The 16,692-nt window shown below is 60.2% G+C and carries 17 protein-coding genes; 5 read left to right on the top strand and 12 right to left on the bottom strand.

What is annotated here, in order from left to right:
• Positions 1 to 112: 112 nt before the first annotated feature.
• Together HYG82_RS31500 and HYG82_RS31495 are read right to left on the bottom strand one after the other, a co-directional pair.
• Complete coding sequence (locus HYG82_RS31500) at positions 113 to 1,582, bottom strand: DUF6517 family protein (RefSeq protein WP_179261015.1); 1,470 nt, start codon at positions 1,580 to 1,582, stop codon at positions 113 to 115.
• 173 nt (positions 1,583 to 1,755) lie between these two features.
• Positions 1,756 to 2,643 carry a hypothetical protein gene (locus HYG82_RS31495; protein WP_179261014.1) on the bottom strand — a complete coding sequence of 296 codons (888 nt, stop codon included), beginning with the start codon at positions 2,641 to 2,643 and terminating at the stop codon, positions 1,756 to 1,758.
• A gap of 840 nt (positions 2,644 to 3,483) precedes the next feature.
• Between HYG82_RS31495 and HYG82_RS31490 the strand changes: the two genes are divergently transcribed.
• From HYG82_RS31490 to HYG82_RS31485, 3 genes are all read left to right on the top strand, one after another.
• Positions 3,484 to 4,716, top strand: a complete 1,233-nt coding sequence (locus HYG82_RS31490; RefSeq protein ID WP_179261013.1) for an MBL fold metallo-hydrolase — start codon at positions 3,484 to 3,486, stop codon at positions 4,714 to 4,716.
• 254 nt (positions 4,717 to 4,970) lie between these two features.
• Positions 4,971 to 5,102, top strand: a complete 132-nt coding sequence (locus HYG82_RS44305; protein ID WP_284144993.1) for a hypothetical protein — start codon at positions 4,971 to 4,973, stop codon at positions 5,100 to 5,102.
• 307 nt (positions 5,103 to 5,409) lie between these two features.
• Positions 5,410 to 6,654, top strand: a complete 1,245-nt coding sequence (locus tag HYG82_RS31485; protein WP_179261012.1) for a hypothetical protein — start codon at positions 5,410 to 5,412, stop codon at positions 6,652 to 6,654.
• Positions 6,655 to 6,752: 98 nt separating this feature from the next.
• On the opposite strand, the gene HYG82_RS31480 is transcribed toward HYG82_RS31485, so the two are convergent.
• Both HYG82_RS31480 and HYG82_RS31475 read right to left on the bottom strand, forming a co-directional pair.
• Entirely contained in the window at positions 6,753 to 7,097 is a 345-nt protein-coding gene (locus HYG82_RS31480; protein WP_179261011.1) for a hypothetical protein, read from the bottom strand.
• Positions 7,098 to 7,148: 51 nt separating this feature from the next.
• On the bottom strand, positions 7,149 to 7,427 hold the full coding sequence (locus tag HYG82_RS31475) for a WNWW family protein (RefSeq protein ID WP_179261010.1): 279 nt from the start codon (positions 7,425 to 7,427) through the stop codon (positions 7,149 to 7,151).
• Between the two features lie 156 nt (positions 7,428 to 7,583).
• On the opposite strand from HYG82_RS31475, the gene HYG82_RS31470 reads away from it, so the two are divergent.
• Positions 7,584 to 7,985: a 30S ribosomal protein S6e gene (locus tag HYG82_RS31470; protein ID WP_179261009.1), complete on the top strand. Its 402-nt coding sequence runs from the start codon at positions 7,584 to 7,586 to the stop codon at positions 7,983 to 7,985.
• Between the two features lie 33 nt (positions 7,986 to 8,018).
• Positions 8,019 to 8,453, top strand: a complete 435-nt coding sequence (locus HYG82_RS31465; protein WP_179261008.1) for a DUF7112 family protein — start codon at positions 8,019 to 8,021, stop codon at positions 8,451 to 8,453.
• Positions 8,454 to 8,652: 199 nt separating this feature from the next.
• Here the strand turns inward: HYG82_RS31465 and HYG82_RS31460 are convergent, their stop codons facing one another.
• The 8 genes from HYG82_RS31460 to HYG82_RS31425 all read right to left on the bottom strand — a co-directional run bounded on the left by HYG82_RS31460 (position 8,653) and on the right by HYG82_RS31425 (position 16,304).
• Complete coding sequence (locus HYG82_RS31460) at positions 8,653 to 9,153, bottom strand: PadR family transcriptional regulator (protein WP_179261007.1); 501 nt, start codon at positions 9,151 to 9,153, stop codon at positions 8,653 to 8,655.
• Positions 9,154 to 9,493: 340 nt separating this feature from the next.
• Positions 9,494 to 9,955 (bottom strand): FlaD/FlaE family flagellar protein, encoded by a 462-nt coding sequence (locus HYG82_RS31455; RefSeq protein WP_179261006.1) that lies wholly within the window; start codon positions 9,953 to 9,955, stop codon positions 9,494 to 9,496.
• Positions 9,956 to 10,113: 158 nt separating this feature from the next.
• Positions 10,114 to 11,841 (bottom strand): archaellar assembly protein FlaJ, encoded by a 1,728-nt coding sequence (gene flaJ, locus HYG82_RS31450; protein WP_179261005.1) that lies wholly within the window; start codon positions 11,839 to 11,841, stop codon positions 10,114 to 10,116.
• Positions 11,842 to 11,846: 5 nt separating this feature from the next.
• Positions 11,847 to 13,526: a type II/IV secretion system ATPase subunit gene (locus HYG82_RS31445; protein WP_179261004.1), complete on the bottom strand. Its 1,680-nt coding sequence runs from the start codon at positions 13,524 to 13,526 to the stop codon at positions 11,847 to 11,849.
• Entirely contained in the window at positions 13,527 to 14,255 is a 729-nt protein-coding gene (gene arlH, locus HYG82_RS31440; RefSeq protein ID WP_179261003.1) for an archaellum protein ArlH, read from the bottom strand.
• A complete protein-coding gene (gene arlG / locus HYG82_RS31435) occupies positions 14,252 to 14,716 on the bottom strand; it encodes an archaellum stator protein ArlG (RefSeq protein ID WP_179261002.1) in 465 nt (154 codons plus the stop codon). Before arlG ends, arlH begins: the two co-directional genes overlap by 4 nt.
• 3 nt (positions 14,717 to 14,719) lie before the next feature.
• A complete protein-coding gene (gene arlF / locus HYG82_RS31430; RefSeq protein WP_179261001.1) occupies positions 14,720 to 15,151 on the bottom strand; it encodes an archaellum stator protein ArlF in 432 nt (143 codons plus the stop codon).
• A 34-nt stretch (positions 15,152 to 15,185) separates the two neighbouring features.
• Positions 15,186 to 16,304 (bottom strand): FlaD/FlaE family flagellar protein, encoded by a 1,119-nt coding sequence (locus tag HYG82_RS31425; protein WP_179261000.1) that lies wholly within the window; start codon positions 16,302 to 16,304, stop codon positions 15,186 to 15,188.
• Between the last annotated feature and the right edge of the window lie 388 nt (positions 16,305 to 16,692).

Here is a 16,692-nt window from a genome sequence, read left to right as displayed (position 1 = left end):
AAACTTCGGGCCATACCAGCAGCTAAGCCGACACACCTCGTGGAGAACAACTCGCCTTTCTGGCTCACAGAGACCGTTCCACGAGATCACCGCAGTCGTGATCGCCAGCGTCCTACGCGTCCGACTGGAGCGATTCGAAACTCGCCGCGCTCAATTCACGGCCGCCAGCGAGCCAGTTCGTCGTCGGAACCTCGGTCCCACCATCGGCCTCGAGCCAGTCCGAAGCCGGAACCTCGGCGGACAGCGGTCGCCGTTGGACCCCGACGGCGACGACCAGGTCGTCGGCCACGACACGTGCCAGGTTGGCGACGACACCCCAGGGGCCGTTCGAGCCCCTGACGACGCCAGCGAAGGTTCCCTGGTCGGCATCCTCGCCGAGCAGCGTGAACGGCGATTGACCGCCGACCGCCACCGCCTCCGGCCCCTGGAGCCACTCGACCTCGTCGGCGTCGGTGATGCCCGCCTCCCCCAGCAGTCCGCGGGCTTCGTCGCTGGTGAGCAGCGTCTCAATATCCATCCCGTCGATCGGGTTGAGCGACTGCCCCGCCACCTCCGCCGCGGGCGTCGAGAGGACACCGATCCCATAGGTCGCGCCTCCGGTCGGGGCCACGACTTGGTTGAACAACTCCCCAGCGGGCAGTGGATAGTACGCACCATTGGTCCCGTTCTTTGGGTTGAAGACGGTGCCCTCGGTGTCGGAAAGCACTTCCGCTCCCGACACAGCGAGCACGCTGTCACCCGTTTCGAACACCTCGCCTTCGTCGAGGGGACGCCCGGGACGGTCATCGTAATTCGAGCCGATAAAGTCGAACAGCGCCCCGGTCTCCGGGTCACGAGTTGTCAGCATGACTTGCAGAGACTCGGGGTCGTCCGGCACCCACTCATTGCCGGGCACCCACTCCGACCCCGGAAACCACTCGTTGCCGGGCACCCACTCCGACCCCGGAAACCACTCGTTGCCGGGCACCCACTCCGACCCCGGAAACCACTCGTTGCCGGGCACCCACTCCGACCCCGGGAAGGCAGTACCGGGCACGAGAGCCACCGTCTCCTCGAGGGATACCTCACCGTCGGTTCGAGCACCGGCCGGGACCACGAGACTCCAGCCGCGGCCCGGTATCGTCGGTTCCTCTTCGAACATCGGCAGCGTGAGTTCGTCGATACCGAGATCACGCCCGCTGACGACCACCGCCGACCCGGGCCCCTCGGTGCCGTTGACGCCGCCGAGGAACTGGCCGAGCATCCAGGGCTGGACCGCATCAGTGAGGGCTGGAAAGTCGTCCGGGTGGGCGTACGCCTGCTCTCGCGTGTACGCCACCGTGTGGCTGGTAATGATGACCTCGCCGTCGATCTGCTCGACCTCGAGGGTGATCGTCGAGGCATCCCGGCCGCTCTCACCGAGGACGATTTCCTGGCGGCCGTCTTCTGGCAGCCCCACGGGCGTCGCCTCGAACTCGTGTTCGGTCAGTTCATCGGTACAGCCGGCGAGCGCCGCGGCGGACGTCGCGGCTGCTGCGAGGACGGTTCGTCTAGAAAGCGTCCGTTCCCCGTCTGCACCGACGCGGTGTCTTTCTCTCGGCATATCGATGGGACTGCCATGGACGACCGAGAAGTATAACGCTATGTACGTAGCGTCATACGGGGTTCGACGAGGAGGCCCTCTTCTCGACCCCGATACACGATGGGCATGTCCAGCATTCTTTCCGCTGCTGTCACGCGGTTCGTTCCCTAACTACTATCCGAGGAGCGTCACGTTCAGAATCCGGACTCGGCCCCGGAAGCGTCCTCGAAGGCGTCAGCGATGGCGACGGTCCCCTCGGCGAATCGACGGAGTTCGTCGCCGTCTTGTATCGCCGCCTTCGTCTCGACGGTGACCGTCGCGGCGTCGCCCGGGACGAGCTCGACGAGATTGTCCACTGGATGCTCGGCGAGCGAGCTCCCGACGCCCTCCATCTGATCGTTGCGGGCCTCGGCCCACTCGGCGACCATGCCGGAGGCGTCGCCGGCGGAGACGATTTGCAGGTCCCTGATCGCGTGCAACGCCCGCCCCGACAGGCCGTCGACGACGGCCTCTACGACCGCCGACGACGTCCCCACCAGGACGAGGTCCTCGGTCTCAGCGGCGACGAGCCCTGCGGCGGACGCGGTCTCGTACAGGTCGTCGAAGTCGAGGGTTCCGACCCCGTTATGGGCGCGGACGCGTTCGCCGGCGGTGCCGACGACCAGCCCCTCGTCGGCGGGGCCGGCTAGCTCTGCATCGGCGAACGTGAACGTGACCAACCGCCCTCCGCCCTCCTCACTCCCTGACACCTGGTGCTTTTCGAAGCGGGCAGTGACGGTTCGGCCGTCGACGGTGCCCGTCAGTTTCGGCGGGCTCCCGCTGCCGGTCGGCTGGAGACCCGCCTGCTGGCCCACCTCTCGCCACTGGTCGGCCTCGTGTTGGTACTGGAGGTTGCCGATGACGCGCCACCCGGCGATAGTGATGATCATAGCGCCGACGAAGGCCCCCATCGACCCACCTGGGACCTCCGAGAAGGACAGGGTGGACCCGGCGTAGCCCGCGTCGACGTATATCCACGTACCGAACAGCAGTATCATCCACACGACCGCTGCTGTCTTGAGAAACGCTCCCTTCAGGTCCATGGACCATCACCTCGTTCGTCGTGGAGGGCGTGTGTCGACGTGATTTGGTCGTCGAATATTGCACCGTCGAGGCGGGTTGGAATCACTGACGTGGGCACGTTCGACTTCGGACCGCCGTTCGACCGTGTTCGGTGCGCCGACGTGCGGCCGGGCGGGTGGGTGGCTTGACTCCCTGGCAGTGGCGGGCGACGTCCCGCCGTACCCGTCGGTTGGCGTGTCGATACCCGTGCCACCGTCGCCAGAGAGTGCCGAACACGGTTCGCCTGCTGTCGCGGCCGCGTCGCCTGCGACTGCGAGCACCCGAAGCCTTTCGACTGCCCGCCGGCGGCGATTCGATAGTTGTCTATCATCAAGTGACATGTTCCAGGATGGGTGCTGTCCTTTAACAGCCTTGACGCGAGACTGTTAGTGTGCGAACGTGGCCGTCCCGATCTGGAGGTGGGCAGTCACACCGGCCACCAACTGTGCGAGCGGCCGTATTGAGTCAGCGAAATGCATGTCGCCAACTGGTCCCCGACGTCACGGTCCGCTATCGACGTCGGAGCAGGTGTACCGAACGGGACAGTCCCGTTGCCGGAATCGAAACGAGCGCATCCCGTCCACTGCATCCCCCTCTGAGTCGCCCACGCTACTCCAGACAGAAGCCGAGTAATTCGAATACTCTACGTGTCCCTGTGGATGGAAGATGTTTCGTCCTCTGTTGCGAGGCGAGAATATTGCCCTTGATTACTGCCACCTGAACCGTCCCTTTTGAATTACACCTGATCGGTATTGGCTCCCTCTACAGGTAGCTTTGGGTAAATCGACGAAGAAAAGCGGCTGGCGAGTATACGTCCGGTAATGGATATTCAGTTTCTCGGCGGAGCACGCGAGATTGGCCGAAGCGCCATTCTCGTGGACGATTCTCTTCTACTCGATTTCGGGATGTTGACGGACAATCCACCTCAGTTTCCGATCGAAACACCGAACCCCGATGCAGTGGTCGTTTCACACGGGCATCTCGATCACGTCGGTACAATACCGTCTCTCCTTTCTGGCGAATCTCGTCCTCCGATTCACTGGACTCCCCCAACCTACGAGTTGACTCTTACTCTCGCACAGGATACACTCAAACTGCACGGAGGCTCGTACAACTGTCCGTTCACTGAAACCGATCTCAAGCGCGTCACACAGGTATCGAAAACCCACGGGTATCAGGAACCCTTCGAGGCGGCTGGCTATGACGTGACGTTCTACAATGCCGGACATATCCCGGGAAGCGCTCACGTGCTCGTTGACGATGGGGAGACACGGCTGCTCTATACGGGAGACTTCCACACTGACGACCAACGGTTGGTTTCAGGGTCGACCGCACGACCCGAGACTGACGTCGTCATTTGCGAGAGCACCTACTCCGATGTTGAGCATGAGGACCGATCCGTAGTTGAGGAGCGATTCGCTGAGAGCGTCGAGACGACACTTTGGGAGGGCGGCACGGTCGTCGTCCCCGCATTCGCGATCGGGCGAACGCAAGAGATGATGCTCATCTGTGACGCCTACGGCATCCCCTGTTACGTCGACGGGATGGGGAAGCGGGTGACCGAGATGCTTCAGCAGCATCCCGAGTTCGTCCGCGACGCAGATGCGTTTCGACGAGCAAAATCCCACGCGCGGTTCGTCACCGGACGTAACGGTCAGCGAAAGCGGATAACTGAACAGAAGGCAGCGATCATCACAACCAGCGGAATGCTGTCTGGTGGCCCTGCGATGACCTATATCCCCGAAATTCGAGCGAATCCGATGAACAAGATCACAATGACTGGCTATCAGGTCGACGGGACACCCGGTCACGATTTACTCGAGACAGGTAGTGCTGAACTTGAAGGCCGCGTACTGCCCGTCAGCGCGCAGGTAGAGCAGTACGACTTTTCAGCACACGCTGACCGTAGTGGTCTGTTTGAGTTTCTCGATTCGTACGAAAACACTCCTATTTTGGTAAACCACGGCGACCGATGCGAACCGTTCGCTACTGTACTTCAAGAAGCCGGCTTTGAGGCTACCGCACCCACGATCGGCTCTGTACAGTCCATTTGAGTAATCAGGCTGAACAAAATCCTCCGAGTGAGAAGCCGACTACAATCTACGGTAAGCTACTCGGGGAGGAGGTCTACTATCTCGGTGAAGCTACTCGGGGAGGAGGTCTACTATCTCGGTGAAGCTACTCGGGGAGGAGGTCTACTATCTCGGTGAAGCTACTCGGGGAGGAGGTCTACTATCTCGGTGAAGCTACTCGGGGAGGAGGTCTACTATCTCGGTGAAGCTACTCGGGGAGGAGGTCTACTATCTCGGTGAAGCTACTCGGGGAGGAAGTCTACTATCTCGGTGATCGCTGCGAAGCGTTCGCTGCGGAACTCGATAGCGGTGGCTACGACGCAGTGGCGCCGGCAGTAGGGGCAGTAGGCGACGAAATCACGATTTAGCGTTCCGGAACGTGAACGCGGCCGACGAAGAATTGTCAATGAACACCTACTCGGCACGAACCGTCAGAGTCGTCGGTGTGCTCGAGCGATACTGCAGACGAAGATGACGCGATTGCAGAGACGACTCGGCGGACCCTCGCACCTCGGTTACGTACCGAACTTCGTGGACGGGAAACCAGATACGTGAGTCGAGCAACCGTCGCCGGACGAGAAAAGAGTGGAATCCTCCTTCGACCCGCGTGCTGGCCGCGTTCTGGCACATCCCGAAGCCGAATCTTCATATTCCAGCTGCCGAAAGGGAGGGGACATGACAAGCGCGGCGCGCTCACTGACTGAACCGCGCGTTCTCGCACACACGAAGCGCCGCCTCTTCCCGGCGGATGCTGACGGCGGCTACGTCGTCGTTGACACACAATTCTCTTCCGATAGATGGCTCGCTAACGAGACTATCGACCCTGGGGTCAAGGAGGCACTCGCTCCGTTCAATCACGTACGCATCGGGTCGGGATATCCGGATCTCGTCGGCGTCCGCGTACTCGGCGATGACCTCCTTGCCGTCGATCGGCTGGGAGACGAACCGCCGCTCGTAGCGGTCGAAGCGAAGGGGTATACTGACGGTGGTGGCGTCGACATCGAGCGTGGCATCGTGCAGGCGTACGACCGTCTGAACGAAGCGAATGCCGTGTACGTGGCAGCACCGGCTGGTGCTATCTCTAACGGTGCTCGAACGCTCGCATGCGAACTCAACGTCGGCGTCCTCGGTGTCGACAGCGGTGGGGCAGTCGAACCGGTCGAAGTTCCCCGCATCGTCGGCAACCGAACGACGACCGAGACTAACGCGATTCGATTTCAGGCGAGCGCACAGGGCGTCGCGAACAAATCGTTCAGCCTCAACCACCCGAAGAACTACCTCGCGTATCCCTTAGCAGTGTTCCATTCCGATGATACGGAACGCGTCCTTTCCGAACGGGTCGTTGGTGCCGTCGCTGGAGCCCGGACAGGGGCTGCGTTTCTAAATCTCATCGACGAGCAACCCGACCGCGTTCGGCTGACACCGCTCGGGAGAGAGGTCGTCAGGTTCGGCCGGAGAGAGTACGGGTCAGCTGACGCAGCCTTACAGGTATTCGACGAGTGGAAGCAGTCCCGAAAGCGGTTCGCTGATCTCGCGCCAAAATGGGGCATGCTAACTCGCCGCGTGGTATACGCGTATCCGGCGACGCAACTCCTCGTCGAGGAACTCCAGCATATGCACGAGGACGGAATCGCTGAACCGACGCTCCCTCTGCTCGTCGAGTACCTCCACGAGCTCCATCCCTCCTTGACGGTCGAGTTGTTCGTACGCGGCGATGAGGAGGTCCGTAGTCGCGTACTAGATGTCGACGGTAAACTTCTGCGAGACGAACTCATGGACGGGGACGTATATCACTCGCCGACGGTCTTCCAGCTCAAGGCGATGCTGTACCACGCCGGAATTTTGACGTCACGCGGCGCTGAACCATCGAACCTCGATCCGGGAGCTGACGTCTGGAAACTCCGTGAAGCGATTCTCTAGCGAGTATATCAGTGCCTCCGTTAGTTCGGGCCGTCGAGCGCTCGTTGCACACCGACTCAGGAAACGTATCGGTGGCTCACGGTGGCGCTGGCGGAGAATCAGGAACTATTCGAACGGAAATCGTCCGCGCCGGGCGTTCTGGTTGCCGTCCGCTCCGTGAGCCCGATGAGATAGACGTCGAGCAGACTGATCAGCAAAATCGCGAGCGGAACCGCCACGTCGGTGTAGCTCACGGTTCCCACCTGCAGGGCCGTCACGACGAACGGTTCGTCGAAAGCGAGCGCACCGCCGATCGACCGTGCGCTCAGGAATGCGATCGCGAGTCCGTAGCAAACAAACCAGATCCAGCCCCGCTTCCACCGTCCGAGGTAACAGTGGCCAAGACCTGCAACGAGCGCCGACAGCGGATATGCCGGCCAGATCGGACGTGATAGTTCACTCATTGCCGCCTCTGTGTTGTGGGAGTCATCGGTGTTCCCTCTTGTATCTATCGGTCATTTCCGGTACTGTCGAATTCCAAATCGGCCGTAGCCACCATACGCCGTCTCGAGCGACCCGATCCACCAGTTCCACCGTTCCGGAGGAGTTCCGTCGGGTGCATCGGACAGTTCGTCTACGACGAGGTCGTTCGTCAGTGTCGCCCCCACGTCGGCCTCGTACTGGCCGGAATCAGCCAGGTCGACGGCCTGCCGAACGACGACGCGGGACTGCCCCGTCGTCCCCCCGAACTCGTCGCGCAGGCGTATCTCGAGTCGGCCGGGATCGATGAACACGAGTTACTGTAGGGGTTCGATCTACTTGACTGTTCGAGCAGGCGATGCGCTACGTATGCTTACTGACGTCTCGAATCGCATCCAAAAAGCCGAGATCGATCGCTGCAAACGTTCGGGATCGATGTTCTTTTGAGCCGCGGCCGTCTTCCGTCGGACATGGCAAGTTTCACTGTCGTTGTTGGCGACCCCGAATCCGGGTCGTCTTACCAGCTCGAGGCGGAAGATCAGGACGCAAACCGGTTCATCGGGAAATCGATCGGCGAGGAAGTCGACGGCGGTGCGGTCGGCCTCGACGGCTACACGCTCGAGATCACCGGCGGTTCCGACGATGCCGGGCGCCCGCTCAACGGCGAGGTCGCCGGTTCGAGCCTGAAAGAGGTGCTTATGAAAGAGCGCCAGACCGGTTACAAGCCCGAGCGCGACGGTGAACGCCGCCGAATTACGGTGCGCGGACGCGAGGTCTCCGACGCAGTCGCACAGGTCAACGCGTCGATCACCGATCGTGGCAGCACCGAAGTCGACGAACTGCTCAGCGAAAGCGACGGCGACGACGAGTAACAAGCGGCGACTGATCTCTACATTTGTCCTTTCATGGCAGACAGAATTGCGAGCGATCATCCGTCGGTTCAGACGATTCGCTCGACGTGTACGGAGACGGCAACTGGCGTCAAACTCGAGGTGCCCGCAGACGAACGGGATTCGTTTCCGGTCGACGAGGTCGTCCGGGTTGTCCTCGACGGTGACGAACTATTCGCACGAATCGAGCGGGCGCTGACGGGCGACGAACTGTCGATTCCGGGCGTCTACGAGATGCCGGACGGAGCCCGTAATCCGAGCGACGCGACCGATCGGCTCACCTCGTGGATCGACGATCACGATGTCCCTGCGAACGGCTCTGTGCTGATCGATATCGTCGAGCCAGAGTTTCTATACGGCTGTCGTGCGCCCGGCGAAACGGCCTACTACGACGCGAGGGAACCGCCAAACGACAGTTTGAGCGAGATCGCGAAGGACCTAGAGGAGTAACAGCCCCAAAAGCGACCTCACCCGTGGGCGGATCCAGATCGGTTTTGAGTTGGGTAATCGCTACCCGGATTGGGCACGACGACTGAACTGAGCGGTTGTCCCATGGAACGCACGCGAGACTGAGGAACGCACGCGAGACTGGGGATATGGTCCTCCGTGTTGAAATCGGGAAGCGTCGACAAAGATCCGAGAGAACCAGTTACAGTCGCGGAAGAAACGCGTACAGCAACAAGCCGAAGGCCAGGTGTTGTACCATCGTTCGCTCGACGGACGCCCGGACGTACTCCTCGTCGGCGATGGAGTACTCCTTGGTTCGGACCTTGGCGTGCATCGAAAGGACGCCGTTTTCCTCGAGGGTGTGCAGACTCGGGTAGACGGTACCCGGACTGAGTTGCGCCCCGAAGAGGTGTGTCAGGTCCGATAGGAGTTCCTTCCCGTGGGTTTCTTCATGAAGCGCGATGAGCATCAGGAGAATTTCGTCTAAGTTCTCCTTGATGATGGCTTCGTCGAACTGGACCTCGTCGGTCGGGAGCGCGCTGTTTACTTGCTCCATCAGTTCGTCGAGTTCGCGCTCGACGTCCTTGGTCGAATCGTCGGTCGATCCGAGCGAGATGTCGTACGATTCCGACTGGTTTCCTGCAGTCGCCGCCCTCGACAGTTCGTCGAGCACGGATTCAGTATTGGGTGTGTCCTCACGCATTAACTACCACCTAATTGGGGTTCGTGATGTGGCACGTTTCACAACCGTCGACCACGCACTGTCGCCGGCTGATCGAAAACAGCCCCACTCACGAGTACTGACTTACTGACACTGGCAGCTATTAATAGACAGGGAAATGAAAGGTACGCCGGAAACATAAATAAAGATATCGTGAATAACATAATAACTGTCTCTTTCGTATTCTGTTCGTGATCGGCGTCATCTATCTATGGAAGTTACCAAACGTAATCATCGATCGATTAAAATGTGGTAATTGTATTAAAATGGGTGGGTTATGGGGTGTATTGATAAGTGTTGTGGCCTCCTTCCGAGTAGATGATCAATGAATGGACGGCCCGTCGCGAATGAGACTCACCATTTCGCTCGGTTCGTCAGCATCGTCGTCGTCATCATCAATCCGGCGTTCGACGCGTCGTTCTGCCATCCGAGCGATCATCACGTGTTCCTCGAGGTCATCATCTCGAATCTTCGAAATGTACGCGAGGCTCTGGGCGTGTGCGCTAAAGAGGGTCCCGCTTAGCGATTCGAGAGGGTACTCGAGGGTCGTCGGTTCGTCGTAGCGCTTGTTGTGGATTTCGCCGAGTGAGAGGCCGCGCAAGTACGACGTCATCTGTTCGCGAACGAGCGGGCTAATCCAGCCGATGTCCTCGTAGTAGCGAAGGCAGTTTAGCGCGCCCGTCGTCCCGAATGTTTCGCCGAGAAAGCGTGCCCACTGTATCGTGGCGTCGGTTCGCCCGGTCGATTGTTCGAGCGACTCGAGATAGGGTTGTGAATCTAACATGGGTGGCCGGCGTCGCCGGTCTACTGCGGATACAGTTGTGCAACACCCATGAAGATTCACGTCATTTCGAGCGGTGAGTTACGATTGGAAACTAAAACGGACTGCGTTCGAGCCGAGAGACAGAGGAGTGTGCGATCTGAAACGAACGAGAAGCGCGTTCAGACGCTGATGACAGCGTTGACGACGAACTCCGTGACGACCGCAATCACGGCACCGAGCCAGGTCATGAAGACGAAATGCACCAGACTGCTGATGATGTGGCCTCGGTCGGTGATTCGGATCATCACCGCAGAGAGGGCTGCGTTGATGAGAATTGTCAGAATCAGCAAGTACCTGATGGTTAGAATGTCGTACTGCTCGGTGCTGAGCAGACTTCCGGCGACGTCACCTCGTTCCTGAAGGTTCATATTGCTCGTAATGCCCATCATTATTTCGACGACCTCGAGGCCGACGAAAAACGAGAAGACGGCCGCGGCGGTGATGCCGTAGAGAACGCCGATCAGGGTCATCGCGGCCTGTTCACGTTTTTCACGAACTTTGAGTACTTCGTTCTGGTTTTCGCTGATCACCTGGCCGAGGACCTGCGGGTCACCCCCCATCTGGCGGCCGACGACGTACATGTCGCCGAATTTCTGGATGAGATAGGAACCCGTTTCGGCGGCGAACAGCCGCCAGGAACGGACATCGTCGATTCGCATATTGAGTCGCTTGTAGAGTGCGTCGACGTTATCCGTCAACGCCCCGAAGTCCTTTCGACGCAGGCTCTCGAGGACGCTCCCGGTCGATGTCTGTTTGACGCTTTCGACGGCGCCGAGTGCGCGAATGAAACTGGGAAATTCCCCGTCGCGGACCTTCACTTTCTGTTCTTCCTGGCGCATCCGCCAGCCGGGAAGGAGCAGCGGAGTCACCGGTATCGCGGCCATCAGCGGTAACGGAACGCGAGCCGCTACCGCCGGAATGATACCGATCGCGGCGAGCACCATGACGGCCGCGAGGAGGATGCTACACCCGACGCCGATCGCGAGTGCCCGCGGAATCCGAGTCAGCGGACCGACCCCTTCGGTCTCCTCGATGTACCAGATGGGATCGTACGGCGAAACGACGTGAATCGCGTAGACGAAACCCGCTTGAACGATCGAGAACATGACGATAGTCCCGGCGATCAGCAGCGTCGGACTGATCCCGATCAGAATCGGAAGCACGATTGCGAACACGAGGATAAACGCAACCGATAGCATCATCGACATGTACAACTCTTTCATCACGTCGAGTTTCGCTAGGTCCGCTTCGTACCGGGTGACGAACTGCTGGATTATCGTATCCTGTTCGTCCATCAGAAACTCGCTGATTTGCTGACCGCCGCCCACCGTATATGCGAGCCGCTCCAGAAAGTCATTCAGAAGGGGACTCGTCGTCTGCTTGGCGCGCAGTCGGCACGCGTCGTCGAGACTCTGATTCCAGGTGTCGACCATCGCGACGAGGTGCCCCATCTCTTCGGCCAGCGCGTCGTACTCGTCTTCCTCTGCCAGCGTTCGAAAAATCTCGACGCGGTTGATGTTCGTCATCGAGAGGACGGTGATGTGGGTCAAGAACAGGTGAAACCGCTGGCGAACCTGATTGCGCTTTCGATCCTGCGCCAGCTTCGGATAGATGACCGCGACGACCACCGCCAACATCCCCAGAAGGACGACCGGCAGTGCGACCATCAGAGAGAGGCCAAGAACGATGGCTGCTACGCCCGTTCCGATGAAGAACACGAAAGAGGGCGCGATAATCAACAGGAGGTACCGCGACGCGGACATTTCCATGTTCGCGTACGCCCTGTTCAGCGACTCGAGTGCAGTTCGAGCGCTCATATCCGGCGCGGATTGGGAATCGGTCGACATCGTCGTTAGGCGAACTGGTTGATCCCGGAGATCTGGATGGGAAGCCCCTCGAGACCGTCGCGCTGGAAGTCGGCGATCGCTTGATTTGCCTCGTGGTACCCCAGCACGTCGGCATCGATGAGTTGGCGAATTATTTCCGCCCGTCGGTCCAGTTCGTCGTAGATCTCGCGCGTATCCTGATACCCGAGCAGGGTTGCGATCTGCTCCTCGAGAACGTAGGAGTTGTTGCGACCCGTAAAGGCGACGTTGTCGTCGCGGGGGTCCCACTTGAACGCCTGCCGGGTGACGACGCCACCTTCGTAGTCCGAGTAGCCTTCGATCTCCTGGACCGAGGTGACCCGGCGGAGGACGTCGTCGCCCTGCTTGACGCGGTTCTGGAACAGGGCGACGTCGCAGTTGTCCATAAACGTCTCGGGGACGTTGATCGGGGCCCCGGTAAAGCGTTGAATCATCGAGACGATGTCGCTGGCGTGGAAGGTCAGCATGACCGGGTGGCCGGTTTGGGCCGCCTGAAACGCCATCTGTCCTTCGGCACCGCGGACCTCGCCGACGATGATGTAGTCCGGTCGTGAGCGGAGGGCGGCCGCGACCAGGTCGAACATGTCCACGTCGGCCGATTCATCACCTGACCCCTCACGGGTGAGAAGTTGTTGCCACGTATCGTGGGGCGGGACGACCTCAGCGGTGTCCTCAGCCGTGTAGATCTTCGCATCCCGCGGGATGAACGACAGCGCTGCGTTCAGCGTTGTCGTCTTCCCCGAAGCCGTCTCGCCGACGACGAAGACCGTCTGTTCGTTCTCAAGACAGAGCCAGAGGTAGGCCGCAAGTTCGGGGCTCAGGGTTCCCCACTTCGTGATCTGGAACACCGACAGTGGGATTTCTTCGCCCTGCCGGATCGTCAGCGATGGCCCCTGAACGGAGACGTCGTCGGAATAGATGATGTTGATACGCGATCCGTCGGGCAGCGTCGCGTCGATCACCGGATCGGAGTCGCTGACCGGGTGATTCATCCGTTCGCCCATATTCCGTAGCCACTGTTCGAACTCCTCGGGCGTCCCGAAGTCGACCGTCGCGGAGATCATGCCGTACGTGCCGTGATCGAGGTAACACTGCTTCGGTCCGATGACGTGGATGTCCTCGTTCGCCGTGTCGACCATCACGGGCTCCAGCGGGCCGAGTCCGACGATGTCACGCTGGAGCTGATATCGCAACCGGTCGAACTGATTTCGAGAGAGGGAGATCTTGCTCGTTCCGAGCGATTTGAGCCGCCCGATCGACTGCCCCGTGATTCCCGACGTAATCTCGACGACTTCGTCCAGAAGTTCGTCCAGATGCTCTTCGAACTCCTCGTTGTTGCCCGGTGCCGGGCGCGTAACGCTCTTGTCCAGAATTCGGTGGCGGATCCGATTGTACAGCGCCTTATCCTCGTCCTCGAGTGTCGGTTCGACGCAGTAATACGTGGTATCGATCCCGAGGTCTCCGTGAACGTGACAGAAAATCGGGTATTTGGCCTCGTAGATGACGTTCGGCCGATCGGATTCCCACTCGCCCGACGGTTCGTCGATGAGTTTCGGATACTCACCGTACTCATCGTAAAACCAGTCGAGGTGCTCTCGAAGGTGCGGGTACTCCGTTGCCAGTGCGTCGAGTTCGTCCTCGAGTCGAGCCGAGCCGAAGTCTGCCATTTATGCCACCGTCCTGCTGACGATCGAGACTCCCCGGCCTTGCTGGACGCTGAAGCCGATGGAGTCGTCGACCGGATTTTTCATGTTCTGAAACCGTCGAACAAGGACTTTTCGTCTGATTTCCTGCCCGACGGTGTCCGTTTCTATCTCGAAGTAGATGTCGGCCACGTTCCGCAGCGGACGCAACGCGTCGTCCGCGACGCTGGCCGGATCGACCGTCAACACGACGGACGAGTCCTGCATCGTTACCTGTCGCAAGAACGTGACGAGCCGCTGTATGACGTGGTCTTCGTCACCGTCCTCGATGACCGCCTCGTAGTTCGGATCGTTCCGCAGAAGGGCCGAGAGCGTGTCGACGAACACGACGTCGGCTTTCCAGAGCGTTTCTGCGCTCGCGAGTCGTGCCAGAAGCTGGCGCTCTCGCCCCTCGTTGTGGGTGTCGATGTTCGCGTGCAAGAACAACAGCTGTTCGCTCAGGAGGAGATCGACCACGTCGTAGGACAACGAGTTCATCTGTTGGACGAACTCCCAGGACTCGAGCTCCGTCGAGACGTACGTGACGTAGGAACCCTCGGTCGCTATCCCGTACGAGAATCGCTGGGAGAGCGTGCTCTTGCCCGCACCGTCTTGCCCTTCGATAAGCACGATGCTCCCTTCGGGGATGCCACCGCCGATGGCGTTGTTCACACGATCTCGTCCGCTCAATCCGATGGAATAGTAGTCGGTCATGGGGCGTAGAATTCGAACACCTCCTCCGCATCGTTGACGATCACGACGACTCTGTGTTCATCCGGCGTCGAAATCGATCGATCGATCTCGAGTTCGGCGACCGTTCCGTCTCGCCAGGAGCCGCCGCCGTCTCGAACCGTCACCGCGAATTCACTGCTCGAGACGTACGAGCCGTTGACCAGCACGTCGAGTTCGCCGCTTTTCGCCGGTAACGTTTTTTTGCCGGTGTTTTTCACGAGAAGCGTGATGTTCTCCGCGCCGCTCGAATTGTATACCGCTTGGCTACCCGAATCACTGATAATCTCGATGTCGGTGTCGATTTTGTCGGTGACGTCGTCGCTTTGCGTGTCAACCGAGTTGCTGAGCTCGTTGACGTTCGTCACCAGCGTCCCGGCGACGCCTGCGGCGACCAGCATCGCGGCGATGAACAGGATCAGCGTCGATACTGAGTCACCGGCCATCGATCACACCTCCGTCACTGTTTCGGCGATCCCATATTCGGTCACGAGCTTCACCCTGTTCGGGCGAGCAGTCGAAACGTTCACAGCAAGCGTCTCGCCGGGTTGCCATAGCTCCCGTTCGGCCCGTCCTTCGACTGACGCCTCGTATGACTCCTCGTAAACGCCGTCGACCAGCAGATCCGTCTCGGGGACCGACAGGGCAGTCGAGCCCGTGTTGTTTACGCTCATAGTGAAATTTCCGTTTCCGCTCTCGTTGTAGCTCCACGACGCGACTTCGATCGCCGTATTCCGCATCGCGAGCGCCCGGTCGTCGTGCTCTTCCATTGCCGCCATCCGTTCTTCCTGGGCCGTCTGAAACACCGGATAGGCGATCCCAGCGGCGACGAGTACGCCGACGAAAATGATCGCCGTCGCGCCACTGGTACTGAATCCCACGTTCGATCACCATCCGTCGTCTGCCCGGGTCACGCTAGGCCCCCGATTCCACGTCCGGTTCGACTTCTCGTTTCGTCTCGTGAATCTCTTGCAGTTTCATGATGTACGTGTAACTGTCAGCGTGATCCTCGGCGGTTAGCTCGTCCGGCGTCGACCCCGGATCGACGTGTATGTCGAGATCCGGCCCGCTGAGCATCGCCTCGAGATGCTCTCTTACCTCCCCGTCGATCCATCCGATCTCGGCGTAATACGAGATCGCCCGCAACGTCGCGGCTGGCCCGGCCGTTCGAACCAGTTCGGTAAGCCATTCGAGAACGATGATGTCCGTCGCGTACGTGTCCGGGAGCGTCTCGAGGGTGACGTCGGAATCGCCTCCATCGCTCTCCTCGCCCGGGTCGTCGTCAGCGTCCGGTTCGTCGACGCTGTCGGTTGCTTGCACTTCGACGCGGGTGTCGTCGTCAGCACGGCTGGTATCGCCGTCCTCTTCGTCGAACGTGATCGTTTTGCCTCCATCGGCCTCTGCGTTATCTGACTGGGCTGTCGCGTCCTCGATGACCCCCTTCAGGTCGTCGAACGACACCGTCTCCTCGCGGTTGGAGGGATCACCTCCACTCTCGGGTCCGATTCCCGACTCGCGCGGTCCATCGTTTGTCGACTCGTCCTCGCCGAAAACGCCGAATCCGTTTCGCTCTTCGCCTTCTCCCGTAAACGGGTTCACGTCGTCGGTCAACATATCGTACACGCCGAGCAACTGACGAACCGTATCGTTCATCTCCTCGACCTGCTCTGCGACTTGCTCCTGGGAATCGCGGACCGATCCCAGTTTCGAACTCTTGGATTCGAGTTCGTCCTCGAGCTCCTCGATCCGGTAATAGAGGTCGTCGATGTCCTCTTCGTCGCCGGTCGATCCGCGACCGAACAGACCGCCGGCCCCGTCGGAATCGGACTCGGAGCGGCGCTCGTCTCCCGACGAGCCATCCGTCTGCTCGGGAGCATCGTCGTCGACTTGTGAGTCGGCCGTCGCCGCAGCGGAGGCGTCACCTCCGTCGCCTTGCTGTTGGCGGCGCTGTTCACGCTCGCGGCCTCGGCGACCGCCGCTGTTACTCAGGAAGTCTTCGATGAGGTTCCGTAGCGTGTCGAGTCCGAAATCCATCTTATCCCCGCACGCGTGACACCCGGCTCGACGTTGATCGCCGGTGGCGGAGGCGCCAGTCCCCATCGGACGGTACGGTCATAGTACTCCACAGTAACGGGGTCGGTCCTAAAGGTCTACGCTCGAGTACGTCCGCCGAATCGGACCGTGTTTCGAGTCGTGAGTCGAGTCTCGATACATCTCCTGAAGTGATACTGAGCTTGATACTCCGACTAGTCCTTGTGCCGGCCGGGGTACATCCCCAGAATCTGTGATGCCACTGATCTCGTCACACGTCGGCCCTCGACGGGACGCCACCGGTGTCTCGTCGCCACGCCCACGGAGGGAGCGACGGGCACGGCCCGTCGAGCCGGCGGATTGCGTCTTCGCTGACGGCTCGCGTCGCGAC

This window comes from Natrinema halophilum (genome assembly GCF_013402815.2).
GTDB classification, from domain to species: domain Archaea; phylum Halobacteriota; class Halobacteria; order Halobacteriales; family Natrialbaceae; genus Natrinema; species Natrinema halophilum.
The sequence above is the reverse complement of the archived record's forward strand: the minus strand, read 5'-3'. Positions and strand labels throughout refer to the sequence as shown.

What these genes read in the sequence shown, in the direction of transcription:
- HYG82_RS31485 (WP_179261012.1), top strand. Translation starts at nt 5,410, where the DNA reads ATGACAAGCGCGGCGCGCTCACTGACTGAACCGCGCGTTCTCGCACAC.
- flaJ (WP_179261005.1), bottom strand. Translation starts at nt 11,841, where the DNA reads ATGTCGACCGATTCCCAATCCGCGCCGGATATGAGCGCTCGAACTGCA.
- HYG82_RS31445 (WP_179261004.1), bottom strand. Translation starts at nt 13,526, where the DNA reads ATGGCAGACTTCGGCTCGGCTCGACTCGAGGACGAACTCGACGCACTG.
- HYG82_RS31470 (WP_179261009.1), top strand. Translation starts at nt 7,584, where the DNA reads ATGGCAAGTTTCACTGTCGTTGTTGGCGACCCCGAATCCGGGTCGTCT.
- HYG82_RS31425 (WP_179261000.1), bottom strand. Translation starts at nt 16,304, where the DNA reads ATGGATTTCGGACTCGACACGCTACGGAACCTCATCGAAGACTTCCTG.
- HYG82_RS31460 (WP_179261007.1), bottom strand. Translation starts at nt 9,153, where the DNA reads ATGCGTGAGGACACACCCAATACTGAATCCGTGCTCGACGAACTGTCG.
- HYG82_RS31465 (WP_179261008.1), top strand. Translation starts at nt 8,019, where the DNA reads ATGGCAGACAGAATTGCGAGCGATCATCCGTCGGTTCAGACGATTCGC.
- HYG82_RS31480 (WP_179261011.1), bottom strand. Translation starts at nt 7,097, where the DNA reads ATGAGTGAACTATCACGTCCGATCTGGCCGGCATATCCGCTGTCGGCG.
- HYG82_RS31490 (WP_179261013.1), top strand. Translation starts at nt 3,484, where the DNA reads ATGGATATTCAGTTTCTCGGCGGAGCACGCGAGATTGGCCGAAGCGCC.
- HYG82_RS31455 (WP_179261006.1), bottom strand. Translation starts at nt 9,955, where the DNA reads ATGTTAGATTCACAACCCTATCTCGAGTCGCTCGAACAATCGACCGGG.
- HYG82_RS31500 (WP_179261015.1), bottom strand. Translation starts at nt 1,582, where the DNA reads ATGCCGAGAGAAAGACACCGCGTCGGTGCAGACGGGGAACGGACGCTT.
- arlG (WP_179261002.1), bottom strand. Translation starts at nt 14,716, where the DNA reads ATGGCCGGTGACTCAGTATCGACGCTGATCCTGTTCATCGCCGCGATG.
- HYG82_RS31495 (WP_179261014.1), bottom strand. Translation starts at nt 2,643, where the DNA reads ATGGACCTGAAGGGAGCGTTTCTCAAGACAGCAGCGGTCGTGTGGATG.
- arlH (WP_179261003.1), bottom strand. Translation starts at nt 14,255, where the DNA reads ATGACCGACTACTATTCCATCGGATTGAGCGGACGAGATCGTGTGAAC.